Source organism: Roseitranquillus sediminis, from assembly GCF_016918935.1.
Classification (GTDB): Bacteria; Pseudomonadota; Alphaproteobacteria; order Rhodobacterales; family Rhodobacteraceae; genus Roseitranquillus; species Roseitranquillus sediminis.
The window spans coordinates 24,345-48,268 of the sequence record NZ_JAFFOB010000030.1 but is presented as its reverse complement, the minus strand read 5'-3'; the positions used below and the strand labels follow the sequence as shown (position 1 = coordinate 48,268).

Annotated in this window: 27 protein-coding genes, 1 tRNA gene and 1 pseudogene; 15 read left to right on the top strand and 14 right to left on the bottom strand. The window is 66.2% G+C overall.

The window, feature by feature from the left end; all coding sequences use genetic code 11:
* The first annotated feature begins 18 nt into the window (after positions 1-18).
* The 3 genes from ettA to JM664_RS18125 all read left to right on the top strand — a co-directional run bounded on the left by ettA (position 19) and on the right by JM664_RS18125 (position 3,554).
* Positions 19-1,674, top strand: coding sequence for an energy-dependent translational throttle protein EttA (gene ettA, locus JM664_RS18135; RefSeq protein ID WP_227421345.1), 1,656 nt, complete (start codon positions 19-21; stop codon positions 1,672-1,674).
* A 200-nt stretch (positions 1,675-1,874) separates the two neighbouring features.
* Positions 1,875-2,777, top strand: a complete 903-nt coding sequence (locus JM664_RS18130; protein WP_227421344.1) for an Abi-alpha family protein — start codon at positions 1,875-1,877, stop codon at positions 2,775-2,777.
* A 570-nt stretch (positions 2,778-3,347) separates the two neighbouring features.
* Complete coding sequence (locus JM664_RS18125) at positions 3,348-3,554, top strand: cold-shock protein (RefSeq protein WP_227421343.1); 207 nt, start codon at positions 3,348-3,350, stop codon at positions 3,552-3,554.
* 76 nt (positions 3,555-3,630) lie between these two features.
* Here JM664_RS18125 and JM664_RS18120 read toward each other — a convergent pair whose 3' ends face one another.
* Complete coding sequence (locus JM664_RS18120; protein WP_227421342.1) at positions 3,631-4,038, bottom strand: DUF4168 domain-containing protein; 408 nt, start codon at positions 4,036-4,038, stop codon at positions 3,631-3,633.
* A 186-nt stretch (positions 4,039-4,224) separates the two neighbouring features.
* Here JM664_RS18120 and JM664_RS18115 point away from each other — a divergent pair.
* A tRNA-Trp gene (locus JM664_RS18115) sits at positions 4,225-4,300 on the top strand.
* A gap of 10 nt (positions 4,301-4,310) precedes the next feature.
* Here the strand turns inward: JM664_RS18115 and fnrL are convergent.
* The 4 genes from fnrL to JM664_RS18095 all read right to left on the bottom strand — a co-directional run bounded on the left by fnrL (position 4,311) and on the right by JM664_RS18095 (position 7,944).
* Positions 4,311-5,102, bottom strand: a complete 792-nt coding sequence (fnrL, locus tag JM664_RS18110; protein ID WP_227421341.1) for a transcriptional regulator FnrL — start codon at positions 5,100-5,102, stop codon at positions 4,311-4,313.
* Positions 5,103-5,213: 111 nt separating this feature from the next.
* Entirely contained in the window at positions 5,214-5,948 is a 735-nt protein-coding gene (locus JM664_RS18105; RefSeq protein WP_227421340.1) for a Crp/Fnr family transcriptional regulator, read from the bottom strand.
* A 155-nt stretch (positions 5,949-6,103) separates the two neighbouring features.
* Positions 6,104-7,072, bottom strand: coding sequence for an SDR family oxidoreductase (locus JM664_RS18100; protein WP_227421339.1), 969 nt, complete (start codon positions 7,070-7,072; stop codon positions 6,104-6,106).
* Positions 7,073-7,269: 197 nt separating this feature from the next.
* Positions 7,270-7,944: a Crp/Fnr family transcriptional regulator gene (locus JM664_RS18095; RefSeq protein WP_227421338.1), complete on the bottom strand. Its 675-nt coding sequence runs from the start codon at positions 7,942-7,944 to the stop codon at positions 7,270-7,272.
* Positions 7,945-8,095: 151 nt separating this feature from the next.
* Here JM664_RS18095 and JM664_RS18090 point away from each other — a divergent pair, with 151 nt between their 5' ends.
* Positions 8,096-8,473: a hypothetical protein gene (locus JM664_RS18090; RefSeq protein WP_227421337.1), complete on the top strand. Its 378-nt coding sequence runs from the start codon at positions 8,096-8,098 to the stop codon at positions 8,471-8,473.
* A gap of 64 nt (positions 8,474-8,537) precedes the next feature.
* Positions 8,538-9,164, top strand: a complete 627-nt coding sequence (gene parA / locus JM664_RS18085) for a ParA family partition ATPase (RefSeq protein WP_227421336.1) — start codon at positions 8,538-8,540, stop codon at positions 9,162-9,164.
* A gap of 27 nt (positions 9,165-9,191) precedes the next feature.
* Here the strand turns inward: parA and JM664_RS18080 are convergent, their stop codons facing one another.
* From JM664_RS18080 to ectA, 6 genes are all read right to left on the bottom strand, one after another.
* Positions 9,192-9,398 (bottom strand): cold-shock protein, encoded by a 207-nt coding sequence (locus JM664_RS18080; protein WP_227421335.1) that lies wholly within the window; start codon positions 9,396-9,398, stop codon positions 9,192-9,194.
* Positions 9,399-9,547: 149 nt separating this feature from the next.
* On the bottom strand, positions 9,548-9,790 hold the full coding sequence (locus tag JM664_RS18075; RefSeq protein WP_227421334.1) for a hypothetical protein: 243 nt from the start codon (positions 9,788-9,790) through the stop codon (positions 9,548-9,550).
* Positions 9,791-9,962: 172 nt separating this feature from the next.
* Positions 9,963-11,435: an aspartate kinase gene (locus tag JM664_RS18070; protein WP_227421333.1), complete on the bottom strand. Its 1,473-nt coding sequence runs from the start codon at positions 11,433-11,435 to the stop codon at positions 9,963-9,965.
* Positions 11,416-11,802 carry an ectoine synthase gene (locus JM664_RS18065; RefSeq protein WP_227421332.1) on the bottom strand — a complete coding sequence of 129 codons (387 nt, stop codon included), beginning with the start codon at positions 11,800-11,802 and terminating at the stop codon, positions 11,416-11,418. The genes JM664_RS18070 and JM664_RS18065 overlap by 20 nt, the downstream gene beginning before the upstream one ends.
* 5 nt (positions 11,803-11,807) lie before the next feature.
* Positions 11,808-13,094 (bottom strand): diaminobutyrate--2-oxoglutarate transaminase, encoded by a 1,287-nt coding sequence (gene ectB / locus JM664_RS18060; protein ID WP_227421331.1) that lies wholly within the window; start codon positions 13,092-13,094, stop codon positions 11,808-11,810.
* Positions 13,095-13,143: 49 nt separating this feature from the next.
* Positions 13,144-13,674: a diaminobutyrate acetyltransferase gene (gene ectA, locus JM664_RS18055; RefSeq protein WP_227421330.1), complete on the bottom strand. Its 531-nt coding sequence runs from the start codon at positions 13,672-13,674 to the stop codon at positions 13,144-13,146.
* Between the two features lie 190 nt (positions 13,675-13,864).
* Between ectA and JM664_RS18050 the strand changes: the two genes are divergently transcribed.
* From JM664_RS18050 to JM664_RS18035, 4 genes are all read left to right on the top strand, one after another.
* Positions 13,865-14,356 carry a MarR family winged helix-turn-helix transcriptional regulator gene (locus tag JM664_RS18050; RefSeq protein ID WP_227421329.1) on the top strand — a complete coding sequence of 164 codons (492 nt, stop codon included), beginning with the start codon at positions 13,865-13,867 and terminating at the stop codon, positions 14,354-14,356.
* 72 nt (positions 14,357-14,428) lie between these two features.
* Entirely contained in the window at positions 14,429-15,124 is a 696-nt protein-coding gene (locus JM664_RS18045; RefSeq protein ID WP_227421328.1) for a CoA transferase subunit A, read from the top strand.
* A gap of 20 nt (positions 15,125-15,144) precedes the next feature.
* A complete protein-coding gene (locus JM664_RS18040) occupies positions 15,145-16,179 on the top strand; it encodes a PAS domain-containing protein (protein ID WP_227421327.1) in 1,035 nt (344 codons plus the stop codon).
* A 9-nt stretch (positions 16,180-16,188) separates the two neighbouring features.
* Complete coding sequence (locus JM664_RS18035; protein ID WP_227421326.1) at positions 16,189-16,818, top strand: CoA transferase subunit B; 630 nt, start codon at positions 16,189-16,191, stop codon at positions 16,816-16,818.
* A 10-nt stretch (positions 16,819-16,828) separates the two neighbouring features.
* On the opposite strand, the pseudogene JM664_RS18030 reads toward JM664_RS18035, so the two are convergent.
* Positions 16,829-17,504, bottom strand: a pseudogene (locus JM664_RS18030) (lytic transglycosylase domain-containing protein).
* Positions 17,505-17,853: 349 nt separating this feature from the next.
* Here JM664_RS18030 and JM664_RS18025 point away from each other — a divergent pair.
* The 3 genes from JM664_RS18025 to JM664_RS18015 all read left to right on the top strand — a co-directional run bounded on the left by JM664_RS18025 (position 17,854) and on the right by JM664_RS18015 (position 20,716).
* Complete coding sequence (locus JM664_RS18025) at positions 17,854-18,069, top strand: Flp family type IVb pilin (RefSeq protein ID WP_227421325.1); 216 nt, start codon at positions 17,854-17,856, stop codon at positions 18,067-18,069.
* Between the two features lie 590 nt (positions 18,070-18,659).
* Positions 18,660-20,075 carry a type II and III secretion system protein family protein gene (locus tag JM664_RS18020; protein ID WP_227421324.1) on the top strand — a complete coding sequence of 472 codons (1,416 nt, stop codon included), beginning with the start codon at positions 18,660-18,662 and terminating at the stop codon, positions 20,073-20,075.
* Positions 20,072-20,716 (top strand): OmpA family protein, encoded by a 645-nt coding sequence (locus JM664_RS18015; protein WP_406675835.1) that lies wholly within the window; start codon positions 20,072-20,074, stop codon positions 20,714-20,716. Before JM664_RS18020 ends, JM664_RS18015 begins: the two co-directional genes overlap by 4 nt.
* A 199-nt stretch (positions 20,717-20,915) precedes the next feature.
* Here the strand turns inward: JM664_RS18015 and JM664_RS18010 are convergent, their stop codons facing one another.
* A complete protein-coding gene (locus tag JM664_RS18010; RefSeq protein ID WP_227421323.1) occupies positions 20,916-21,056 on the bottom strand; it encodes a hypothetical protein in 141 nt (46 codons plus the stop codon).
* A gap of 184 nt (positions 21,057-21,240) precedes the next feature.
* On the opposite strand from JM664_RS18010, the gene JM664_RS18005 reads away from it, so the two are divergent.
* Positions 21,241-21,762, top strand: coding sequence for a tetratricopeptide repeat protein (locus JM664_RS18005; protein WP_264465802.1), 522 nt, complete (start codon positions 21,241-21,243; stop codon positions 21,760-21,762).
* A 32-nt stretch (positions 21,763-21,794) separates the two neighbouring features.
* Complete coding sequence (locus tag JM664_RS18000; protein WP_227421322.1) at positions 21,795-22,649, top strand: tetratricopeptide repeat protein; 855 nt, start codon at positions 21,795-21,797, stop codon at positions 22,647-22,649.
* A 483-nt stretch (positions 22,650-23,132) separates the two neighbouring features.
* Here the strand turns inward: JM664_RS18000 and JM664_RS17995 are convergent, their stop codons facing one another.
* On the bottom strand, positions 23,133-23,924 hold the full coding sequence (locus JM664_RS17995) for an amino acid ABC transporter ATP-binding protein (protein WP_319637559.1): 792 nt from the start codon (positions 23,922-23,924) through the stop codon (positions 23,133-23,135).

The window sequence follows — 23,924 nt, the reverse complement described above, 5'->3', positions numbered from 1 at the left end:
AACCCAAGGGAGCGGATCATGGCGAGCTACCAGTACGTCTACCACATGGACCGGGTGTCCAAGACCTACCCGGGCGGCAAGAAGACGTTCGAGAACATCCGCCTGTCGTTCCTGCCCGGCGTCAAGATCGGCGTCGTCGGCCCCAACGGCGCGGGCAAGTCCACCCTCCTCCGCATCATGGCCGGCATCGACAAGGACTTCTCCGGCGAAGCCTGGGCGGCGGAGGGCGCCCGCGTCGGCTACCTCCCGCAGGAGCCGCAGCTCGACCCTGCCCTCGACGTCCGCGGCAACGTGATGGAGGGCGTCGCCCCCAAGCGCGCCATCCTCGAGCGCTACAACGAACTCGCCATGAACTATTCCGACGAGACCGCCGACGAGATGGCCAGGCTCCAGGACGAGATCGACGCGCAGAACCTCTGGGACCTCGACAGCCAGATCGACGTCGCCATGGAGGCGCTGCGCTGCCCGCCCGACGACGCCATGCCCGACACCCTCTCGGGCGGCGAGGCGCGCCGCGTCGCCCTCTGCCGGCTCCTGCTCGAGGCGCCCGACATGCTCCTCCTCGACGAGCCCACCAACCACCTCGACGCCGAGACCATCGCCTGGCTGCAGCAGCACCTGATCGACTACAAGGGCACGATCCTCATCGTCACCCACGACCGCTACTTCCTCGACGACATCACCGGCTGGATCCTCGAGCTCGACCGCGGCCGCGGCATCCCGTACGAGGGCAACTACTCCTCCTGGCTGGAACAGAAGGCCAAGCGCCTCGAGCAGGAGGCGCGCGAGGACAAGTCCCGCCAGCAGACCCTCGCCCGCGAGCTCGAATGGATGCGCGCCTCCCCCCGCGCCCGCCAAGCCAAGTCCAAGGCCCGCATCAACGCCTACGAAGAGCTCGCGAACCAGTCCGAGCGCGACCGCGTCGGCAAGGCGCAGATCATCGTCCCGAACGGGCCCCGCCTCGGCCAGAAGGTGATCGAGGTCGAGGGCCTGAGGAAACACCTCGGCGACAAGCAGCTGATCGAGGACCTGACCTTCTCGCTCCCCCCGGGCGGCATCGTCGGCGTCATCGGCCCGAACGGCGCCGGCAAGACCACCCTCTTCCGCATGCTCACGGGGCAGGAGCAGCCGGACGAGGGCACCATCACCTACGGCGACACCGTCGAGCTCAGCTACGTCGACCAGTCCCGCGACGCCCTCGACCCGAGCAAGACCGTGTGGGAGGAAATCTCCGGCGGCGCCGAGATCATCGAGCTCGGGAAGGCCCAGATGAACTCCCGCGCCTATTGCGGCGCCTTCAACTTCAAGGGCGGCGACCAGCAGAAGAAGGTCGGCCTCCTCTCCGGCGGCGAGCGCAACCGTGTCCACATGGCCAAGCTGCTGAAGTCCGGCGGCAACGTCCTCCTCCTCGACGAGCCCACCAACGACCTCGACGTCGAGACCCTGCGCGCGCTCGAGGACGCGCTCGAGGACTTCGCCGGCTGCGCCGTGATCATCAGCCACGACCGCTTCTTCCTCGACCGCCTCTGCACCCACATCCTCGCCTTCGAGGGCGAGGCCCACGTCGAATGGTTCGAGGGCAACTTCGAGGACTACGAGGAAGACAAGAAGCGCCGCCTGGGCCCGGACGCGGTCGAGCCGAAGCGGATCAAGTACAAGAAGTTCGCAAGATGACCCCTCGCTCGGACGCTCGAGACGACGAAAGCACCGCCTCCCCAACCGTACTCGGCAGCTTAACTCCCAGCGCCCTTACCGTTCTCCACGCGGCGACAGCAGGGCTGTCTGGCGGTGTTCGGAGAAGCGCTTCTGACTTGTGGGGTGGTCTTGTTGGCGACCCGCTACGGGAGTGGCGAACACGCAATCTAGTCGGTTGCTTGGAAAAGACCGCGAAGTTCCTTGAGGAGCGCCGAATACCCTTAAACGATGCGAGACAGCTGCCCAACGGCGAGCTTTATGCGATTTTCAATGGAGCATCCACAGCCGAAGACAAGCATCTTTCCGAGATGTGGGCGCACCTCCTAGCCTCGTCGATGGATCCAGATTTCTCTGATGAACGAACGAATATCTATAGCGATGTGCTTCGCGGTCTCGCCCCCATTGATGCCAGAGTGCTAGAAATCATTGTTCAAGCTGAGCGCATCAGCAAGGCTGTGCGCGAGTTCAAGGCAGCGACAGAAAAAGAGCTCTATCAGGCAAGTTTCGAAATACAGAAGAAGATTGATGCAGCTCTTGATGATGGAGAGGAGAAGTCCCGCCTCGCATCAGAGAAAGATAGCATCGACCAAGAGAACAAGCGACTGAGAGAGGATAGAAAGGACTTTGCCACGCGAGAATTCGGGAGGCTGCGTGAAGTTTGGGAGGCACTCGAGAAAGACGTAGGAGAAAAGCTTCGGCAGATTCGCCTGAACCTGACGCGCCTTGACCTTATTCAATCCCGGTTTTCAGGAGGACCACCAGGATTCCGCGATCGCGCCGAGTCTTGGAAATTTTCTCCGGCCTATAGAGATTTAGTGGATCGGCTTGATTACAGTTACGGCAGCATCGACGCAAGTGATTTCCTTAAGCTCGAAGGAGATGAAGTAAACAAGATCGCAATTCAGCTTGCGGTCGATTTGCACAAGTGGGTAGGCAGCATCAGGGAATACCTGAATTCAAGGCAAGGAGATCCGGAGCTCAGCATTTCCTTCGCGCAGACTTCGTTCAATTGCAGCTATCAAATTACGGCCTTTGGTGAGGACTTCGCGGCTGCGTGCATGCACCATGCAAGTAAGTCGTAGCAAGGCGTAGGGCGGCGTTTACCCCGCCATTCCTCCGCCTCCACCCGCGCGTCCCGGACCACGATGGTGCGCGGTAGCGGGGTGAACCCCGCCCTACGGCTCGAACCGACCCTCGCGCATCGCCCCCGTGGACCGACGAATACGGCCACGCCTCGGGCCGCTCCACGAACCCGTGCCTGTTGCGTTGCGTCGGTGCCATCGGTCCGATCTCCCGCCAGTGCCGGTCCTCGCCGGCCAGTGGAAGTGGACCCGCGTCGCGCCGCCCGCCAATCGCGGAGGCTGTGCGACGATGCACGGTGATGCCGCGAGGCGCGCCATGTACGTGCATACCTGTTCTTGCAAGATGCCGCCGATGTCGTTGAAGTATTTGCAAGACCGGGCCTGTGGACTTGCACGAAGTTGCAAGAACCCGGTTCCCCCTTGCCACGCGGCGGTGGAGCGCGCATATGCTTCCTCGCTACGTTATCTCTGTCGAACCGCTGTCTCCCTCACCGGCTTCAGTCTCGATCGCGACCGACTGAGCCAAGCCGCCGCACTCCCGCGGGCGGATCTTTAAAGGGATACAAAATCATGGCAAATGGTACCGTGAAGTGGTTCAACACCACCAAAGGCTACGGCTTCATCCAGCCCGAGGGCGGCTCGCGCGACGTGTTCGTGCACATCTCCGCGCTCGAGCGCGCCGGCCTCTCCTCGCTGGAAGACGGCCAGAAGGTCACCTACGACCTCGAGCGCGACCGCCAGGGCCGCGAGTCGGCGGCGAACCTTTCGGCCGTCTGATCACAGCGAAAGCCGCTGATCGGAAAAGAAAAAACGCCCGGCCGAAGCCGGGCGTTTCGCGTTTCAGGGACCGCTCCTAGCCGCCGCTCGGCTCCCCCGTGGACTCTCGGAGCAGCAGCGCGATGCGACGGACGAGGTCCTCATCCGTCTTCGCCGCCTCGCTGATGGCGACGTATTCGTCCATCGTGATGCCCTCGGCGCCCTCGATCGTCTGCATGATGGACTGGTTCGCCTCCTCGGCGATGTTCTGCAGCTCCTCGTCTCCCTCGGCGTCCTCGGCCTGAGCGGCGAAGTCGCGGTGCACCGCCTCGACCTCGAGAGCGGCGTTCACGAAGGCGCGCAGCTTGTCGTCGTTGAACTCCAGCGCCTGCGTCTCGGCCTGCGCCCCGCCTTGCGTCTGCGGCGTCGTCTGGGCCAGCGCCTGAGCGCCCAGCGCCATCGTCAGCATTGCCGCCGATGCGGCGAGTTGGTTGGTGAGGTGCATCGCGACCTCCTTTCGTTGCTTTCTCCATTGCCGACCGGCGTACCGGCCGACGGCGTGTCCTACACCTGTGAGTGCGCGCTCGGCTTTCAACCGCCGGCCTCGGGACCGGCGGGTCTCCGCCCGCGCGCCACCGCCCGTTTCGCGCTTGAAATAAAGAAACGAGCGGCGTAATCAGCCGCACGGCCTAGGGGTGTAGCTCAGTTGGTAGAGCATCGGTCTCCAAAACCGAGGGTCGGGGGTTCGAGCCCCTCCGCCCCTGCCAGGCCCGGACTTCAGACCGGCAGACCGTCTTCCGGGTCGTCTCCGGTCTGCGCGATCAGGCGATCGAAGTCCGGGATGACGATCCGCCGGTTTCCATCCAGTCGCACAATCCCCTCGCGCTTGAGCGCCGAGATCTGCCGGCTCACCGTCTCAAGCGTCAGTCCCAGGTAGTTCGCCATGTCATCGCGCGTCAGGGGGATCGTCACCGCCATTCCTGGTCGCGGCGCCGTCGCGTCGAGTGCCGCCTGCCGCCGCGCTGTCATGGCCACGAAGCTCGCGATCTTCTCGCGGGCGGTCTTGCGCCCGAGGAGGATCATCCACTCCCGCGCCGCGTCGAGCTCGTCGAGCGCCATTTCCAGGAGCCTCTGCGAGATGTGAGGCGTATCGCGCATGAGCGCCTCGAAGGGCCGGCGTCGAAAGCAGCAGAGGGTCGTCTCCGCCACTGCCACCACGTCGAAGACTGCCAACGTGCGGCCCGGCCGCCCAAGGAAGTCGGACGGGAATAGCAGCCCTACCATCTGGGTACGCCCGTCCTTCATCGTCTGGCTCAGCGTCGCGACACCGCAGACGAGGGAAGCCACGAACTCGATCCGGTCGCCGGCCCACATTATCGGCTGGCCAGCCTCGTAGGTGCGATAGTACTTGATTTTCTCGAGGCGCCTCAGCTCCTCCGGCTCGCACAGCGAGCAGACGGTCCGACGCCGGATCGGGCAGCTGTCGCAGCCTTGGGCGGGGCCTCGAGACCCGGCGTCGCGCCACACTGCGATGCCGCGACCGTGGCGGATCAGGAAGGGCTCTGTCATCCGCCGAAAGGTAGAGGCCCGCTGGCCGGCAAGCAACGACGCGTGTTTGGCACCCCCCGGCGGCTGCTGTCGTTATGGCCGCGAGAGCCGCGCCGTCCTGCGCCTGTCGCCTTAGGCAGGGGGCGGAAACCAGGAGGTGTCGGCGGTATAGTAGCGATCCGTGAATCCGATCTGGCGCTCCATCCCGGAGCGGTCGAGCAGGCGGATGAAGGGCTTGTCTATCTCCACGCGGCCCTCCCTTGCCATCCGCCTCAGCAGGCGGTTCACATAAACCGGGGTCAGGGAAACGATCTGGCCGATCTCGGCCTGGCTGAAGGGTAGCCGGAAGCTGTCCTCGAGCTGGGCATTGGTGATCGCCAGCCGGGCGCGCAGGTCGAGCAGGAAGTGGATGATCCGGTCCTCGGCCGAATGCAGACCGAGCGATGCTACCCGGTCCCGAAGCGCAACCTGATCGAGGCTCCCCAGCGCGAAGAAGAGCGCCGCCAAGCGGGGAGTCTCGATGAAGAGACGTGAGAGGCCGGCGCGCGGAAAGGAGCAGAGAACGCCGCTCGTCTGCATCACCACCTCATGGGGCGATTCCGGCGGCCCGACCTCGGCGAGACCGACGATGTCGCCCGGCAGGAAGATGCGCAGGATTTGCAGCCTGCCCTCGGGCCCGACACTGCGCGAGACGGCCCACCCGCTCTTCAGAACGTGGACGTTTTCGGAGGAGTCGCCGCGACGGATCACGATCTTGCCGGCCTCTTTCTGCTCCTCCTCTCGCTCCATGTCGGCCAGCACCGCACATTCGGTTGGCGTGAGCGCCATGTAGCGCCGCAGTCGCGAAACGAGGCAGCCGTCACTCATGGCCTGCCCGCGCCCTTCGCGGCAAGCAGGCCGATGAAGATCAGCACTGTGTTGATCGAGCCTCCGTCCATGCGCAGCAAACGCGCGGCTCGCGACTGCCGTTCCCCGCGCCAGAAAGCAACCCGCCGAGGCGGCTCATGTCCAAACGGCTGGACTCAGAAGATCACGGCGCCCGAGAGGAACGCGACGGCTGGAATCCCGAAGAAGACCACCTTTCGTGCCACGTCTCCGTCGACGATGATCCCGCTGTCCTTCGCGCGTTTCTCGAACCGGCCATGGGCGGTGCTGGGATGGTCGACAGGCTCGTAGATATTGTCGGGCCTGTTGCCGCTGTCGCGCTCGCCCGACTTCTGCATCTCCACCCCCTCGTCCGCCAGCTTCCGGTCCAGCCAGTCCGGCAGAACCATGTCGCCGAACACAAGCTGCAGGACCGATTTGCCGACCAAGAGCTCTCTCGGCCCCGTCTCGATGGCGCGCAGCACCGCGCGGGCCGCGACCTCCGGCTGGAATACCGGCGGCGCCGGCTGCGGCCGCTCGGGAAGCCTATTGCGAGCCCAGTCGAATTGCGGCGTGTTCATGGCCGGCAGCTGGACGAGGCTCAGCTTAACGGGATGCCCGTCGCGCATCAGCTCGGACCTCACGGCGGCGGTGAAGCCGTTTATCGCGTGCTTGGCGCCGGAATAGGCCGACTGGAAGGGGATTGCTCGGTAACCGAGCCCGGAACCTACGTTGACGATGTTTCCGCGCCCCATCACACGCAACGCTGCACGGGTGCCGTTCACTTGGCCGAGGTAAGTGGCGCGTGTGATCTGTTCGAACTCCTCCACTTCCATCATCTCGAACGGCGAGAAGCTCGTCAGCATTGCACAATTGATCCAGGCCCGAGGGATGCCCAGAGCCTGCACGAGATTGTCCGTCGCCCGGTCAAGCTGCTCCGCGACCCCGGCGTCGGCCGACGCTGTCTTCACGCGCCCGGGGAATTCGTTCTCCATCGCCTGCAGGCGCGCCTCGCCGCGCGCCACCACGCCGACGCGGTAACCTTCGGCGAGGAAGGCCTCGACAACGGCGCGCCCCACGCCGGCGGTGCCGCCGACAACGATGGCGATACTGTCGTTCCGGGTCATCTGGTCATCCCGGGTGGACAGAGGCGGGTCGCGAGCCGGCGCCATCGAACTGACCGCAATTCGCCGCCGCCGGCGCGCGCGCGCCGGGCATAGCCTTGTCGCATTCGGTGCTCCTGGCAGTGCTCTAGGCGCTCTGGCGCCCTTTGCGACAGAACGAAGCCTTTCCCGCGCCGGTTCCGGGACAGCCTCGCCTGCGATCAGATCAGTGGCCGCGGCGCGGGCACCACCTCTTCCACCATCCCGATCTCAGCGAGCGTATCGAGGTCCATGATCTGCAACCTGCCTTCGGTCCAGTCTGCGAGCTGCCTCTTGCGCAACCGTCCGAGCGTCTTGTTCGTATGGACGAGCGACAGGCCCAAGGCGTCGGCGAGGTCCTGCTGACGAAACGGCATCGGGCAGCTCATGCCTTGCGTCAGCCCCAGTGCCTCACATCGGCCCCATATACGGACCAGGGCCCACGCGACGCGCTGGGTCGCATCCTTTCGCCCCACCGCCGTCAGGGCGTCACCGAGAAAGTGCTCACTCGTCGCGGCGAGCCACGTGATGTCGAGCGCACGCGAGGGCTGGTCGCGAAAGAGCCGCCAAAGCGCCTTGCGCTCGAACACGCAGAGCGACATCTGAGTCGTGGCCTCGACGCTGTGTCCCATCTCGAGCATCAGGCCCGATTGCAGCCCGAGGAAGTCGCCGGGGAAGACGAAGTTGAGGACCTGCCGCGAACCGTCTGGCAGCGTCTTGTAGCGCAGGCCCATCCCCCTGATGACCGTATAAAGTTGATGGCTGCTGGCGCCCTCTTCGAAGAGCGACGTCCCCCGCTCGACTTCCAGAAAGCCGCTGCGGAACTCCTGCATGTAGTCGACTTCCTCGGCGGACATCGGATTAAACAGGGCTCTGCCGCGCAGGATGCAGGACCTGCAGAGGATATTCATCAAGGACTCCGCTGCGGCGTATGTCGTATGTTAATGACACGCTCCGGCCAATCCCCCAAGACGAACGCCATTCGCCGCAAACCAAGGATGACGCGACATGGACGGCATCGTCAGATTCCTCGTCGTCGAGCCGCACACGCTGGTGCAGATGGACCTTGCGCAGTCGCTCGAAGAGCTGGTTCCGCACGCGCAGGTCGCGCGCCTCCAGTCGCTGTCAGCTGCCGAACACGAGGTCGAGCAGTGGGACCGCCTCGAGGGGGCGGTGATCGGCGTCGGCGTTGATGCGTTGCGCGACACGATGTTGCCCGAGCTGATCCGCCAACGGGGCGGCTGGATCATCTGCCTTGATGCCGATCGCGCTGCGGCCGAGCGGGAAGGCTGGAGCGCGCTCGGCCGACCCGTCTTCTCCGACGACCTCGTGGTAGTGGTGCGCGGTCTCATGTCCTCGCGAAGCCGGACGGCCGCCGCCTTCTGAGCCGGTTGCCGTGGCGGGCCCCCGCGGTTACGCTGCGTCGCGGCATGGAACGGGGCGGAGGCGCATGGGGCAAGTAATCAGCCTGGCTCAGCAGAAGGGCGGGTCAGGCAAGACGACGCTGGCTCTGAATATCGCCTGCGCCGCGATTGAGGACGGGATGTCCGTGGCGCTGCTGGACACCGACCCGCAGGGCAGCCTCGGCCAGTGGTTCATGCGTCGGCGCCAAGCGATGGACCCCGGCATGAGCTTCTCGACATCGAGCGCCTGGGGCGTCGCATACGAGTGCGACAAGCTGCGCGGACAGTCCGACATCGTCATCGTGGATACGCCACCGAAGGTCGACGCGGACCTGCGCCCGGCGCTGAGGGAGAGTTCGCTCATCCTGGTGCCCGTTGCATCGAGCCACCTCGACCTCTGGGCCACGGAAAGCGTCCTAGACTTGGCCGCACGCGAAAAGCGGCGCTCGGCGATCGTGCTCAACCGATCCGCACCGCGCGCGCGGCTGATGGACGAGGTCGTTGCGGCGTTGGGGGACATCGAGGCGCCGCGCCTGGTGACGATGCTGGGAAACCGCGTGGTCTACGCGGAAGCAACCGGTCAGGGGCGAGGCGTGGTGGAGATGACCCGAGCGGGCAAGGCGGCCGAGGAGGTCCGCGCACTCTGGGCCGAAGTGCGGGGCATGATCGACTGATCCGCCCCGCTGAGTATCGTCAATCGATCAGGCGACCGAGATGTTGGTCGCCGAGGCGCGGCCATCGCGGCCGGTCTCGAGATCGAAAGTCACCTTCTGGTCGTCGTTCAGGGTCTGCAGGCCCGAACGCTCGACGGCCGAGATGTGCACGAACACGTCCTTGCCGCCGCCCTCAGGCGCAATAAACCCATAGCCTTTGGTGCTGTTGAACCACTTCACGGTGCCGTTGGCCATCCGTCGTCTCCTTGGTCTTCCTGCCCGCGAAATTGCGGCAGGCCGGCTTCGTCTGCGTCATCGAGGGACTGAAGCCTTTAGGGAGACAGTGGTCGATAGAGTAGGCGTAGCGCCCGCCTCCTAGCGCGAGGTCGTGAGTCGCGCAAGCTTCACGTTCCGCGCCAGGTCCCGTTGATGCGGCCCGTCAGACTCGTGTGCGGCGCGCCGTTTTCCTTCGTCGAAGAACCCGGCCTGAAAGCCACCACCAGCATCGCACTGCCGAGCGTGCCGAGGACACTTCCGAAGGCCCAGATCCCGACGAAGCCCAGCACCCCGACATGCGCGAGTGCGGCCATGCCCGAGGCAAGTGTCAACCCGACCACGCCGCCGAAGAAGATCATCGCGAGCGCCAAATCGATTCCTCCCAGACGATTCACCTAATTCAACCTCTGGTGGACGTGCTCGATCAAGCCGAGAACCATAAGATTGAGCGGATTGTCGCCGAGGGCGAGATGCTAGCACATACGGAAATGGGTCCGGCCGCTTCGACGGCGGCCGGCTCCTTGCAGGTCCTACGACGATCCCTCAGGCGGCGCGTCGTTCCGCTGCCTCCGTGCCCCCTTCGCAGACAGCGGCGTGTAGCGCCTTGATGGCGCCCTTGAGATCCTGCTGATTCACGACGAACTGGACGTCCACGCCGCGCGTCGTCTGCGTCGCCGCGATGACATCGATGCCCGCTTCGTCGAGGCTCGCCAACCCGCGCGAGAGCACGCGCAGCCCAGCGAGATCGCGCCCGATGACCGAGGCGATCGAAAGCGAGCGCACGGTCAAGTCGGCCTGCGGATAGCGCTGCCTGAGGTCGTTCTCGACCCTCCGGATCGTCTTGAGCGGCGCATCGACGAAATGCGTGATCGTGTTGGCGTTAGAGATCTTCGAAACGATCCGCACGTTGTGCCGCGTCAGAGCCTCGAGAATGGCCGTGTCATAGCCTTTCACGCCGACCATGTCCTGTTCGAAGACCTCGAGCGCCTTGAGGTCGAGGCCGGTCACGACCTCTGCCGCCGGCTGGCCGGCCGGTTCGTCGTCGATCAGGGTGCCCGGATCGTCAGGTTCGAAGGCGTTGGTCACGCGCAGCGGCACCCCCGCCTGGCGCAGCGCCTTGGCCGCGTTCGGGTGAATCGCCTCCATCCCCATGTTCGAGAGCTGGTCCGCCACATCGTAGTTGGTGTGGCCGAGCTTGTGGACGGCATCCGCGCCCACCAGCTTCGGGTCGGCCGAGGAGAGGTGGAACTCCTTGTGGATTATCGCCTCGCGTGCCCGCGTCAGGGCGGCGATCTGGCTGAAGGTCACTTCAGAATAGCCGCGGTCGAACTGCCGCATGAGGCCCTCGGTGCATTGCGCGTAGCCGGTGACGATCGGCATCTCCTGCGTCAGGTCGATGCCATCCAGCCCCTCGCGAATACGCTCCTGCAGATCTACCTCCGTCTCGTCGCGCCAGCCCGAGAGGTCGACGAAGCGCGCCGAGATGCCGCTGCGGCGCAGCAGCAGCGAGGTGACGAAGGCCGAATGCGCTTCGCCCAGCCCCGACAGCAGCTCGCGGATGATGAGCATGTGCTGCGACAGGCGGAAGTGCCCATAGGAGCAGATCCGCTGCAGGTCGATCAGGCAGTTGCGCGCCCCCTCGATCCGCTCGCGCACGAAGGTCGCGGCGAGCTCGCGGTCGGCGGGATGGTCGAGCACCCGGTCGTGCGCCTCGGTCATGGCCCTGGCCACCCGGCTCAGCGCATCGGACCAGCCATGGTCGCTCTCGGCGCTGGCGAAGAGCGCGTAGACGCCTGGCTCGCCCGACTTCTTGTGCTCGAGCAGGAGGTCCGTGATCCCCCCGAAGGCCGAGACGACGAAGATGCGGCCGTAGGGGCCGGAGCCCTCGCGGCTGCGCTTGAACAGCGTCTCGACCAGTTCTGACACGCGCGACATCGAGGTGCCGCCGATTTTTTCTACGGTGTGGGTGCCGCGTTCGGCAGGTGTCTCTACAGTCTCAAGCATCGGCTGGGGCATAGGATCCGTCCTCCTGATGGACTTCGGTGCCTGTGACGGGCGGGTTGAAGCAGCAGGCCATCACCAGCTCCTCCTCGGCGCGCAGGGTGTGCTTGTCGTGCAGGTTCAGCGCGTACATCACGCCGGGCCGGATCTGGTGCGTTTGGCCGGTGCCGAGGTCGGTGATCGACCCCTTGCCCGACATGCAATAGACGCTCTCGAAGTGGTTCTTGTAGTGGAACGTGTGCTCCGACCCGGCCTCGAGCGTGGTGATGTGAAACGAGAATCCCATCTTGTCGTCGGCCAGAAGCATCCGGACCGAGGTCCAGCGGGCGTCCGACACGGCACGGTCGGTCTTCTTCAGCTCGTTGAAATCGCGAACGATCATGTCTGTTACTCCGCGGCGATCGGCGTGACTTGGCAGGTCTCGGCAGCGGCCTCGAGCGTGGCGAGGCCGGCGCGGAACTGCTCCATCGGCGTGGTGAGCGGTGCAAGTACCTTCACGACCTCATCGTGTGCGCCCGAGGTTTCGATGACGAGCCCGTTGCGGAACGCTTCGGCGCAGATGTCGGCGGCGACTTCGCCCGAGCCTACGTCGACGCCCTGCATCATCCCGCGGCCCTTGAGCCGGGCACCCGGAATGCGGTCCGCGATGCGCTGCAGACTGTCGGTCAGAACCTCGGCCTTCTCCGCGATCTCGCGCTGGAATGCATCGTCCGCCCAGAACTTCTCCAACGCGACCCGCGCGGTGACGAAGGCATGGGTATTGCCGCGGAAGGTGCCGTTGTGCTCGGCCGGCTTCCAGATGTCGTGCTCGGGCCGGATCAGCAGCGCCGCGAACGGCAGGCCGAAGCCCGAGAGCGACTTGGCAAGCGTGACCATGTCCGGCTCGACGCCCATCTCCTCGAACGAGAAGAAGGTGCCGGCCCGGCCAATGCCAGCCTGGATGTCGTCGACGATCAGCAGCGCGCCGTGCTTCTTGGCGAGCGCTGCGATGCCGCGGACCCATTCGGGACGCGCGGCGTTCAAGCCGCCTTCGCCCTGCACCAGCTCGACCAGGAACGCGGCCGGCGCGTCAACGCCGCTCGACGGGTTGTCGAGCATCGCCTCGATCACCTGCAGCGTGTCCACTTCGCCGAGCGAACCGTCATAGGGCATCCGGGTCATGTCGTTCAGCGACACGCCGCCCGCACCGCCGCGCTTTCCGGAATTGCCGGTCGCAGCCAAGGCACCCAACGTCATGCCGTGAAAGCCGTTGGTGAAGGCGATGACGTTCTTGCGCCCGGTGACTTTGCGCGCCAGCTTGAGCGCCGCCTCGACGGCATTGGTGCCGGTCGGGCCGGTCATCATGACCTTGTGCGCCATCCCGCGCGGCTCGAGCACTACGCGCTCGACGGCCTCGAGGAACGCCTGCTTGGTCTCGGTATACATGTCGAGGCCGTGGGCGATGCCGTCGTTCGTGATGTGCTCTATCAGCGCCGCCTTCATGTCGGGGTCGTTGTGCCCGTAGTTCAGCGACGAACAGCCCGAGAGAAAGTCGGTGTATTCGCGCCCCTCGCGGTCGATCAGCGTGGAGCCGCTGGCGCGGGTGAAGACCGCGTCGAACGCGCGGCAGTAGCTGCGCGCCTCGCTCTCGCGGCGGGAAAAGATCGTGGGTTCGGCTGTCGTGACAGTCGACATCGAGGTACCTCTCGAATTTCGGTTCAGCAAGGTCGAGGGCGATGGGGCCTCAGGCGGCCGCGCTCATCGCCTCTGCGAATGTGATGGTGACCATGTGCTCGGTCGCATGGCGTCCGTCGAAGTGCTCGTCGCGCTTGAAGTGCGCCTCGCTGTCCAGCTCGGCCCCCTCGCGCTCGGCAAAGCGGCTGAAAAGCGCCCAGGACGCCTCGTTGTCCCTGGTGATCGTGGTCTTCAGCTGCTGCACGCCTTCACAGGCCGGACGCTCCAGCAGTTCCTTGAGCATCTTCTGCGCGAGACCTTGGCCGCGGGCGCGCTCAGAGACGGCCACCTGCCAGACGAACAGCGTCTCGGGGTCGTCGGGCACGATGTAGGCGGAGATCCACCCGACCACGTCGCCCGCGCGTTCCGCGAGAACGCAGGTCTCGCCGAAGTGGTCGCACTGGATGAGGTTGCAGTACATCGAGTTCACGTCGAGCGGGCGGCACTCCTTGATGAGCGACCACACGGCGGCGCCGTCGGCATCGGTCGGCTTGCGCAGCTCGATGGCTGCGGGCTTGATCGGTGTCGGGCTCTCAAACACTGTCCATACATCTCCGTATTGATTAGTGTCACTAAGTAAATCATGTAGTGCGCTGGATCAAGCCCCTTGAAGCGAACTATGCCGAACCACCCCCACAAGGCTGGAGCAATGCCCACAAGGCGCAAAGCGCCCGACAAGATTACGATAGTTAACTAAGGATTTTTCGACAGCGGCGGCTCAGGAGCAACAGATGGACCGGACAGACCAGAGCCTGATTGCGATACGCAGGATCCTGCGGTCCACGCAGACCTATGGCCGCGAGCTCGCCAGGGCCGCGGGGCTGACCCCGGTGCAGATCCGCGTCCTTCAGATCGTTGCGGAAACGGGCGCGGCGACGCCGAAGGACATCTCACAGCGCATGCGCGTGTCGCCACCGACGATGACGTCGCTCCTCGACCGGCTCGCCGCCAAGGGGATGGTGGAGCGGCAGAAGTCCGAGGTGGACCGCCGGCAGAAGAACGTCGTCATCACCCGCGCAGGGCGCGACGCCGTTCACCGGGCGCCCGACCCGCTGCAGCAGCGCTACGTCAGTCAATTCGAGTCGCTCCAGGACTGGGAGCAGGCGATGATCGTGGCCGCGCTTGAGCGGGTGGCGGCGATGCTCGACGCCACGGACTTCGACGCGGCGCCGGTGCTCGATTCGAACCTGCTCGACGACGGCGAAGGCGGTACGGCCGGCTGACCGCATGGCCAAGGTTTGACTTCAGCGTGCCCCGACCAATAAATGAGGCGCGACGACGCGAGCGAGGGACGCATGAAAAAGGTCTACGAATCGGCGGAGGCGGCGCTCGACGGCGTGCTCTTCGACGGAATGCTGATCGCGGCAGGCGGGTTCGGCCTCTGCGGCATCCCCGAGCTGCTGATCGCGGCCATACGTGACGCGGGCACCAAGGATCTGACGGTCGCCTCGAACAACGCCGGTGTGGACGATTTCGGGCTCGGGATCCTGCTCCAGACGAAGCAGGTGAAGAAGATGATCTCTTCCTACGTGGGCGAGAATGCCGAATTCATGCGTCAGTACCTTTCGGGCGAGCTCGAGCTCGAGTTCAACCCGCAGGGCACCCTTGCGGAGCGGATGCGCGCGGGTGGCGCTGGCGTCGCCGGCTTCTACACCAGGACCGGCGTCGGCACCCAGATCGCCGAGGGCAAGGAACACAAGGATTTCGACGGCGAAACCTACATTCTTGAGCGCGGGATCGTGGCCGACCTCTCGATCGTCAAGGCGTGGAAGGCCGACGACACGGGTAACCTCGTCTTCCGCAAGACCGCCCGGAACTTCAACCCCCCGGCGGCAACCTGCGGAAAGGTCTGCATCGCCGAGGTAGAGGAGATCGTGCCGCGTGGTTCGCTCGACCCCGACTGCATCCACCTGCCCGGCATCTACGTGCACCGCCTGATCCAAGGCGAGCACGAGAAGCGCATCGAGCAGCGCACGGTGCGGGCGGCCTGAACCTGATCCGGTAGAACGACATGGCGGACACCCAGAAGGACCCGCTCTCGGACCTGAGCGAAGGTGAGGCGCTGCTGGCGTTCTCGCGCTCCAGCGTCGCGATGGTGCTTACCGACCCTCATCAGGACGACAACCCGATCGTCTACGTCAACCGCGCGTTCGAGCGGGTGACCGGCTATTCCTGGGCGAGTGCGGTGGGCCGCAACTGCCGCTTCTTGCAGGGGCCCGAGACATCGAAGGAGGACGTTCTGGCGCTGCGGCGTGCGGTCCACGAAAAGCGCGAGGTCTCCATCGACCTGCTGAACTATCGCGCGAACGGCGAGACGTTCATGAACCGTCTCCTGATGACGCCGATCTTCGACGGTCAGGGGGAGGTGACCTACTTCCTCGGCATCCAGAAAGACATCACGCAGGAGGATGCCGAGCGCCCGCGCCTGGCCGCGGACCGCTCGATGGTCGAGATCCAGCACCGGGTAAAGAACCACCTCGCGATGATCGTGGGGCTGATCCGGATGCAGGCGCGCACCTCTCCCCAGCCGCAGGATTTCGACACCCTCGCCCACCGGGTGGAGAGCCTGCAGCTTCTCTACGAGGAGCTGAGCCTTCCGGGGGCGGAGAGCGAACGCAGGGTCTCGCTCGGCTCCTATCTCGGGCGCGTCGCGTCGGCCATCTCGCACCTCGACGGCCGCGCCGGCGTGCGCGTCAGCATCGACGTGGCGCCGGTCTACGTGGCCACCGACACTGCGCTCCGCCTGGGCCTGATCCTGTCGGAGGTCCTTACCAACGCCTTCCAGCACGCCTTTACCGGCCGCGCGGAAGGCAACATCGAGGTGCGGGTGACGTCGCGCGAGCGAGACGGCCTCCAGCTCCATGTCTCCGACGACGGGATCGGGATGCCCGATGACGTCGATTGGCCAAACGCCAGCAACCTCGGGGGCCGCATCGTCGTGGGCCTCGTCGAGGGGCTCGACGGCAAACTGGAGGTGCGCCGCGGGCCCGTCGGGACGGTCGTGAACCTGGACCTTCCCGCCTCGGCGATAGAAATCGTGAAATAGGAGCTGACCATGCCCTGGGACCGGAACGCAATGGCCGCGCGCGCGGCGAAGGAGCTCGAGGACGGGATGTATGTCAACCTCGGCATCGGTATCCCGACGCTGGTCGCGAACTACATCCCCGATGACGTGGACATCACGCTCCAATCGGAGAACGGGATGCTCGGCATGGGACCCTTCCCGACCGAGGACGAGATCGATGCCGACCTCATCAACGCCGGCAAGCAGACGATCACCGAGCTTGCGCGCACGTCCTACTTCGACAGCGCGCAGAGCTTTGCCATGATCCGCGGCGGCAAGATCGCCTGCGCGATCCTTGGGGCGATGGAGGTGGCCGAGAACGGTGACCTCGCTAACTGGATGATCCCGGGCAAGCTGGTCAAGGGCATGGGCGGCGCGATGGACCTCGTGGCCGGCGTGCAGCGGGTCATCGTGGTGATGGACCACACCAACAAGGCTGGCGAGTCCAAGGTGCTGAAGAAGTGCACCTTGCCGCTGACCGGCACCGGCGTCGTCCACCGGATCATCACCAACCTCGGCGTGCTGGACGTGGTCGAGGGCGGTCTCAGGATCGTCGAGACGGCCGACGGCGTGACGGAGGACGAGATCCGCGCGGCGACCGAGGCCACGATCGTCAACTGACGCAGGCGCCTCAGGGCCATGGCGCGAAGTCGCATCCGTCGGCAATGCTCGCCGGCGGTACTTCGCAGAGCGTGCGCGCGAGATCGAACGCGGCGAGCACCTTGGGCACGTAGTCCCGCGTCTCGTCGTAGGGTGGGACGCCGCCGTGCCGCAGGACCGCCCCCTCGCCCGCGTTGTAGCCCGCGAGGACCTTCAGCGGGTCGCCTGCGAAGAACTCGGCGAGCCAGTCCAGATAGGCGACGCCGCCGCGGATGTTCTCCGCCGGCCGGAGCGGGTCCGGCACGCCGAAGCGCGCGGCGGTCGCGGGCATGAGTTGCATCAGACCCTGCGCACCGGCCGAGCTCAGTGCATCCGGCCGCCCCCCCCGACTCCACGGCTATCACCGCGAGCGCAAGGGCCGGCGAGACGCGCGTGCCCGCCGTGGCGCTGGCGATCTCGCGCCCCCAGCGCGCGGCCAGGCGCGCCAGGTAGCCGGCCTCGGGCGGAGGGGGCACGGCGCCTGGCGCCTCGTCGGTCGGAGCCTCCGTGAAAGGCATCTGCGGCAGCAACGCGATCTGGACGTCGATGCGCCGCTCCGCCCCCGCAGGCGGCAGACCAACGCGCCGGAAGGTGAAGTCACCCTCGGCGCGCACCGACGCTGCCGCAAAGGTCGTGAAGAAGATCAGCAGGGCCAGACGCCGCGTCATGACGCCATCGTAGTCCGCGACTGGGGTGACGCGTCGCGGCCCTTCCGAGAACGGCGGCGCGAAAGTTCCCGTGGTGCGGATTACGGGCAACGGCAGCCGCGACCGCAAATTGTACCATCTCCGCCTCACTCTTGCCTGGATGCGCCGGCCAGCTTCGACCATGCGAGCGCGGCGGCCAAACGGGAAAGCCTACACCGGCCGCCGGATCGATCGGCCTCTGCCTCGGAATGATCGCCATCATCGGCGGCGGCCCCGACGCCGCGAACGACACCATCGCCACGGGAATGGAGACCGCACCGGCCGCGCCGGAATGACGCTGCCCGTAGCCAGCAGACCTCGGAGACAAGACATGAACCTCAAGAACATCCTCGTTCGCTTCGCGAAGGACGAAGACGGCGCCGTCACGGTGGACTGGGTCGTGCTGACCGCTGCCTTAGTCGGCCTCTCGGTCGGCCTATTCGCCACCTTCAAGTCGAGCCCATTGCCCCTCGCCAACGGCATCGGCTCCACCCTCCTGACCTCCGATCCCACGTCCGGCGGCGGAACGGAGGGAACGACAGAGTAACGAGCGCTCTAGAGACGCATGGGAGGGGCCGCATCGGGGATGCCGCCCTTTCACGACGTCCGACTTGCGCGCCCGTCAACCTCCGGCGCCGCGCGGCACCTCCCGAGATGGCCGGCACGGGTCGACCTCCACCTCGCGGCCCGCACGCTGCGCCATTGCGACCGGTTGATGCCTGGGGACGTGCGGGCGGTCCGCCGGCTCGGAAAAGCCGCACCCAAAATAGCCGTCCTCACCGAGAAACAGCTCCTTCCGAAGGGGCACGACACGCCCCGCGCCCTGCTGCGCGCTATTATGCCGAACGAGTTGCTGCTCGAGTTCAAGCTGAACGTGCGGGCGAGGATATCAGCGTCGCTTGCGGCTCGACTGCGGGATGCGCGCCTTCGCGCTCCGCGTCGACGTCGCGTCCTGCGTCTCGAACTCCCACGCTTGGGCGAACGCGTTCGGCGCTCTCGCGTCAGTTGCATTTTGCCCACATGAGGCGCGGCTTCCAACTTACTGTTCGTTGACCGCTTTCCCCGCCGCTCGCATGATCCGCCGCAAGACTTCGCACTAGATGCGCGGACAACTACGGGCGGCAGGGGCGGGATCGCATGGGAGTCAGGCGCTGGATCACCACGGCTGTCCTGGCCCTGACCCTCGCCTGTCCCACCGCAGGCCAAGCACCGGCGCAGACGCTCACCGTGATGAACGACGCGACCTCGCGTGACCTGGTCGTACCGACCAGCCGGGCCGTGGTGGTTGAATCCGACGTGCCGTTCGTCGAGCTGTCCATCGCCAACCCGAACATCGCCGACATCTCGTCGCTGAGCGACCGCACCATCTATGTGCTGGGGAAGTCGCCGGGGCGAACGACGCTGACGCTGCTCGGCGCCGACGGGCGTCTGATCACGAACGTGGAGGTGCAGGTCGTCCCTGACATCGCAGAGTTCAAGGAGCGTCTGCAGCAGATCCTGCCGGGCGAGACGATCGAGGTCCGCACCGCGAACGACGGCATCGTGCTCTCGGGTACGGTCTCGTCGATCACGGCGCTCGACCGGGCGCTCGACCTTGCGCAGCGCTACGCGCCGGACCGCATCTCGAACCTGATGACGGTGGGTGGCACGCAGCAGGTGATGCTCAAGGTGCGCTTCGCCGAGATGCAGCGGTCGGTCCGCAAAGGGCTCTCGTCGGGGATCACCATAGTCGGCGCGAGCGGCGACGTTGCGATCTCCGCCGCCGGCGGCGCGGGCTCGCTGGTGCCCGGCACGGCGATCGGGTCTGGCGCCTCAACCCTGCTCAACCTCGCACCCGACGCCGTGGGCGGTGTAGCCATCGGCGGCGAGATCGGCGACCTCGCCCTCTCCGTCCTGCTGGAGGCGCTGGAGTCGAAAGGGCTCGTCCGCACCCTTTCCGAGCCCAATCTCACCGCACTTTCAGGACAGGAGGCGACCTTCCTTGCGGGCGGAGAGTACCCGATCCCGACGCTCGACGATGAAGGGGGCATCGTCGTCACCTACAAACCCTTTGGCGTGGAGCTGACCTTCACGCCCCGCGTCGTCGACGGCGATCGCATCAACCTGCAGCTGAACGCTGCCGTCTCGGGCCTGGACACTGCGGTGACGTTCCAGAACGGCGCCTTTGCGGTCAATGCCTTCCGGCGGCGCGAGACCTCGACGACGGTCGAGATGCGCGACGGCGAGAGCTTCGCGATCGCGGGCCTGCTCGAGGACGACTTCCGCGACCTCGTCGGACAGGTCCCGTGGCTGGGCGACATCCCGGTGCTCGGCGCGCTCTTCCGCAGCTCGCAGTACGAGCGCGACCAGAGCGAGCTCGTCATCATCGTGACGCCGCACCTTGTGAGCCCGGTCAGGGGCGAGGCGCTGGCGCTGCCCACCGACCGGATCCGCCCGCCGACCGAGAACGAGCTCTTCCTGCGCGGCAGCGTCGGGTCGCGGCCCACCAGCGGGCCAGCCGCCGAGGTGGCGCGGCAGGACTTCGGCGGCTCCTACGGATACGTGATGGAATGAGGGGCGTCTTCCGCATCACCGCCCTCGCCGGCCTCGTCCTCGTCGCCGGCTGCGCGCGCGACATGGGCTCGCGCGTCGCTGGCGCAGAGCTGGACGAAGGCAGCTTCGGCAACGCCACGCTGAACAACCGCCTCTCCATGACGGGCGAGCAGGGCTACGTCGCCGATCTCAACGCCCGCTTCGCTGCCAGCGTGCCGACGATGGTGATGTTCCCGTTCGACAGCGCGAGGCTGACCCCGCAGGCGCAGGCGATCCTCAGGCGGCAGGCCGACTTCATCCGCCAGTTCCCCGAGCTCCGCTTCAGCGTGTACGGCCATACGGACCTCGTTGGCAGCGCTGCCTATAACGAAGCCTTGGGCCGGCGCCGGGCCGAAGCCGCCGTCGCCTATCTCGCCAGCCAGGGCGTATCGCGAGACCGCCTCCGCGCTCTCGTCTCCTACGGGGAAACCCGGCCGCTCGTCCCGGTCCAGAGCCCGGAGATGCGCAACCGCCGCACGGTGACAGAAGTCTCGAGCTTTGTGCGATCGCATCCGATGGTGCTCAACGGGAAATACGCGCAGGTCATCATGCGCGAGTATGTGGCAAGCGCGGTGCCGCAGGCACCGACCGCCAGTGCAACCGAGACGACGACATACGAATAGAGCCATCGTTTCCTTGAGGTCGGGCAATGACGGCCAGTGGCGCCGCACCGCCGCCCGCGCCGAGGAACATACGCTTCCGGATGTGGGGCCTAGACCTGCCGCCGCAAATCTTCGAGGAAATCCCGATCTGCGGCGCGATCTTCGTCGGTGTCTTCCTGGTGGTCGAGGGCATCTACCCTGGTTGCCTTCGGCCGGTCGATCAGCCTCGCACGAGATCCGCGTCGGCAATTGCAAGCTCGCCGTGCCGCGCGATCTCGCAGAACGCACCGGTGTGGCGGACGTGACGTGCGTCGTGGTCGCGCTGATGCAGGCGCCGGTCCTTCGGCACCTCGTTCGCCAACGCGCTCGCCGGTCGATGCCGCCGAGGAGGCGGCAAACACCTTGCCGACCACGATGACGCTCGTCACAATGATGCCGCCGGTGCCGCCGCTGCTCATCAAGCGCTTGGCGCCGACCATCTACGACATCTTCGTTACCCTCGGGAGTGGAGCATTCTGACGCCGATAGACCCGCGCGCCGCGATCCTGGCGCTCTTCCTCGCGGGGTGCGCCGGGCAGACGCCAGAGGGGCCGTGGGCGCCGGGGCTTGCGCCGGGGGAAGAGGCGTCGGGCCAGCTGACCGCCGGCCACCGGCTGATGGAGGCCGGGGAGCACGAGCTGGCGCTGCGTGCCTACACCCGGGCTGCGCTCGAGGAGGGGCCGTCGGTCGAGGTGCTGGCGGGGCTGGGCTCGGCCAACCTGCGGCTCGGCCGGCTGGGACAGGCCGAGCGCCTGCTGCGCCGTGCGGTCGAGGCCGAGCCCGAGGCGGTGACCGCGTGGAACAATCTCGGCGTCGTGCTGATCGAGCAGGGGCGCGCGGGCGAGGCGGAGCGCGTCTTCCGCCGGGCCTATGCGCTCGACAGTGGCCGATCTGCCGCCATCCGCGACAACCTGCGCCTAGCCCTGTCCAAGGTCGAGGCGCGCGACTATCCTGAGTTGCAGAAACGCAAGTTCGCACTCGTTCGACGCGGCAGAGGCGACTACCTGATCCTGCCCCACCCGGACTGAAGCGGACGAGATCGAGCAGTCGGGAGCGTCTGATGCGCCACCCCCTCATCGCCGCGCTTGCCGCCGCGGCGATCCTCACCGCCGGGTGCCAGCGCGGGCGCGACGCGGATGTCGAGCGCGCGCTCGACGCGGTGAGCGTCATCGACGAGGCGAACCTCAACGACGTGATGCTGGCCTCGGCTGACCCGGCCGAGGCGGTGGCTTATTTCGCCAAAGCCTCCGCAGCCAAGCCCGACCGTCTGGACCTGCGCCGTGGCCTTGCCGCCGCGCTGATCCGCGCGAAGCAGCCGGCTCAGGCCGTGGCGGCGTGGGAGCAGGTCGCCGCGCACCCCCAGGCCATGAACGAGGACCGGGTGGACCTCGCCGATGCGCTGATCCGCGCCGGGGATTGGTCGCGCGCCGAGGCGGTGCTGGACGCGGTCCCGCCGACCTACGAGACGCACCAGCGCTACCGCCTCGCCGCGATGATCGCCGACAGCAATCAGGAGTGGAGCAAGGCCGACGCGTTCTACGAGACCGCCGCCGGCCTGACGACTCGCCCCGCCGGCGTGCTCAACAACTGGGGTTATTCCAAGCTCAGCCGGGGCGACGCGCCGGGCGCGGAGCGCCTGTTCGACCGGGCGCTGGACTATGACCCCGGTCTCTTCACCGCGAAGAACAACCTCGTCATGGCCCGCGGGGCGCGGCGGGCCTACGACCTGCCGGTGGTGCAGATGACCCAGACCGAGCGGGCGATGCTCTTGCACACCGCCGCGCTGAGCGCGATCAAGCAGGGCGACGTCTCGACCGGGCGCGCGCTGCTCTCGCAGGCGATCGAGACGCACCCGCAGTACTTCGAGGCGGCCGCGCGGTCGCTCGACGCGCTCGAGGCCAGCGTCGTCAACTGATGCGGTGACGGCGAGAACAAAGGGAAGTCGCGAGGGCAGCGCCAGCTTTTCCCGCTGGGTCGTGCGCCAGCCCGACGGCGGTCGCCGCAGCGAGGGCCGAGGCTAAAAGAATTGCCTCCTCGCGCGCGACCAACGGCGCCAACGGCGCGGAATTTCGTATCGCCCGCGTCCATCAGCGCCAAGACGTTGGCGGTGAAGCCGACCAGCAGGACGACGACGAGGTGAAGCCAGCGCAGTCTGCGCTCGGTAGCGGCAACCCCAGCGGCCTTACCAGCGCGAAAACCGCGACCAGCGCCAGCACGGCCGGATGGGCAGAGGTACCCCGTCGGACAGGACTTCGCAGGCTACCAGCCGGTGTTCCCGATGGGCCTGATGCTCGTGGTCCGAGCGTTCGAGGGGCTGCCGCCGCAATGGCGCGCGGATGATCGAGAGAGCCTGGGCCAACGTGCTTTTGCGGACCAGAAGATCGCCCCGCTGATCGGATCAGTGGCCGAGGATCTGACTGAGAAACAGCTTCGTCCGGTCCGAGCGCGGGTTGTTGAAGAACTCCTCAGGCTCGTTCTGCTCGACGATCTGACCCTGGTCCATGAAGATGACTCGGTTCGCGACCTGGCGGGCGAAGCCCATCTCGTGCGTCACGACGAGCATGGTCATACCCTCCTGCGCGAGCTCGATCATCGTGTCGAGCACCTCCTTGATCATCTCGGGGTCGAGCGCCGATGTGGGCTCGTCGAAGAGCATGATCTTGGGGCGCATGCAGAGGGCGCGGGCGATCGCGACTCGCTGCTGCTGGCCGCCAGAAAGCTGGCCGGGATACTTGTGCGCCTGCTCGGGGATTTTGACCTTCTCGAGGTAGTGCATGGCATCGGCCTCCGCCTCCCGCCGCGGCGTCTTGCGCACCCAGATCGGGGCCAGCGTGCAGTTCTCCAGGATGGTCAGGTGCGGGAAAAGGTTGAAGTGCTGGAACACCATCCCGACCTCGGAGCGGATCCGATCGATGTTCTTGAGGTCCGAAGACAACTCGGTTCCATCGACGATGATCTTGCCCTTCTGATGCTCCTCCAAACGGTTGATGCAGCGGATGAGCGTCGACTTGCCCGAGCCCGAGGGGCCGCAGATCACGATGCGCTCGCCTTGGTAGACCGTGAGGTCGATGTCGCGCAGGACGTGGAACGCGCCGTACCACTTGTTCATCCGCTGGATCGAGATCGCGACCTCGTCGCTGACGCTGAGGCGCGGAGAACGAGGCGCGGTGTCGATGGCGGCGTCGGTCAT

Coding starts and splice junctions, on each gene's coding strand:
- fnrL (WP_227421341.1), bottom strand. CDS start 5,102: ATGACAGAGCCCTTCCTGATCCGCCACGGTCGCGGCATCGCAGTGTGG.
- JM664_RS18040 (WP_227421327.1), top strand. CDS start 15,145: ATGGCGGACACCCAGAAGGACCCGCTCTCGGACCTGAGCGAAGGTGAG.
- JM664_RS18045 (WP_227421328.1), top strand. CDS start 14,429: ATGAAAAAGGTCTACGAATCGGCGGAGGCGGCGCTCGACGGCGTGCTC.
- JM664_RS18095 (WP_227421338.1), bottom strand. CDS start 7,944: ATGTCCGCCGAGGAAGTCGACTACATGCAGGAGTTCCGCAGCGGCTTT.
- parA (WP_227421336.1), top strand. CDS start 8,538: ATGGGGCAAGTAATCAGCCTGGCTCAGCAGAAGGGCGGGTCAGGCAAG.
- JM664_RS18025 (WP_227421325.1), top strand. CDS start 17,854: ATGAACCTCAAGAACATCCTCGTTCGCTTCGCGAAGGACGAAGACGGC.
- JM664_RS18050 (WP_227421329.1), top strand. CDS start 13,865: ATGGACCGGACAGACCAGAGCCTGATTGCGATACGCAGGATCCTGCGG.
- JM664_RS18015 (WP_406675835.1), top strand. CDS start 20,072: ATGAGGGGCGTCTTCCGCATCACCGCCCTCGCCGGCCTCGTCCTCGTC.
- ectB (WP_227421331.1), bottom strand. CDS start 13,094: ATGTCGACTGTCACGACAGCCGAACCCACGATCTTTTCCCGCCGCGAG.
- JM664_RS17995 (WP_319637559.1), bottom strand. CDS start 23,924: ATGACCGACGCCGCCATCGACACCGCGCCTCGTTCTCCGCGCCTCAGC.
- JM664_RS18125 (WP_227421343.1), top strand. CDS start 3,348: ATGGCAAATGGTACCGTGAAGTGGTTCAACACCACCAAAGGCTACGGC.
- JM664_RS18000 (WP_227421322.1), top strand. CDS start 21,795: ATGCGCCACCCCCTCATCGCCGCGCTTGCCGCCGCGGCGATCCTCACC.
- ettA (WP_227421345.1), top strand. CDS start 19: ATGGCGAGCTACCAGTACGTCTACCACATGGACCGGGTGTCCAAGACC.
- JM664_RS18070 (WP_227421333.1), bottom strand. CDS start 11,435: ATGCCCCAGCCGATGCTTGAGACTGTAGAGACACCTGCCGAACGCGGC.
- JM664_RS18035 (WP_227421326.1), top strand. CDS start 16,189: ATGCCCTGGGACCGGAACGCAATGGCCGCGCGCGCGGCGAAGGAGCTC.
- JM664_RS18090 (WP_227421337.1), top strand. CDS start 8,096: ATGGACGGCATCGTCAGATTCCTCGTCGTCGAGCCGCACACGCTGGTG.
- JM664_RS18020 (WP_227421324.1), top strand. CDS start 18,660: ATGGGAGTCAGGCGCTGGATCACCACGGCTGTCCTGGCCCTGACCCTC.
- JM664_RS18080 (WP_227421335.1), bottom strand. CDS start 9,398: ATGGCCAACGGCACCGTGAAGTGGTTCAACAGCACCAAAGGCTATGGG.
- JM664_RS18065 (WP_227421332.1), bottom strand. CDS start 11,802: ATGATCGTTCGCGATTTCAACGAGCTGAAGAAGACCGACCGTGCCGTG.
- JM664_RS18105 (WP_227421340.1), bottom strand. CDS start 5,948: ATGAGTGACGGCTGCCTCGTTTCGCGACTGCGGCGCTACATGGCGCTC.
- JM664_RS18100 (WP_227421339.1), bottom strand. CDS start 7,072: ATGACCCGGAACGACAGTATCGCCATCGTTGTCGGCGGCACCGCCGGC.
- JM664_RS18120 (WP_227421342.1), bottom strand. CDS start 4,038: ATGCACCTCACCAACCAACTCGCCGCATCGGCGGCAATGCTGACGATG.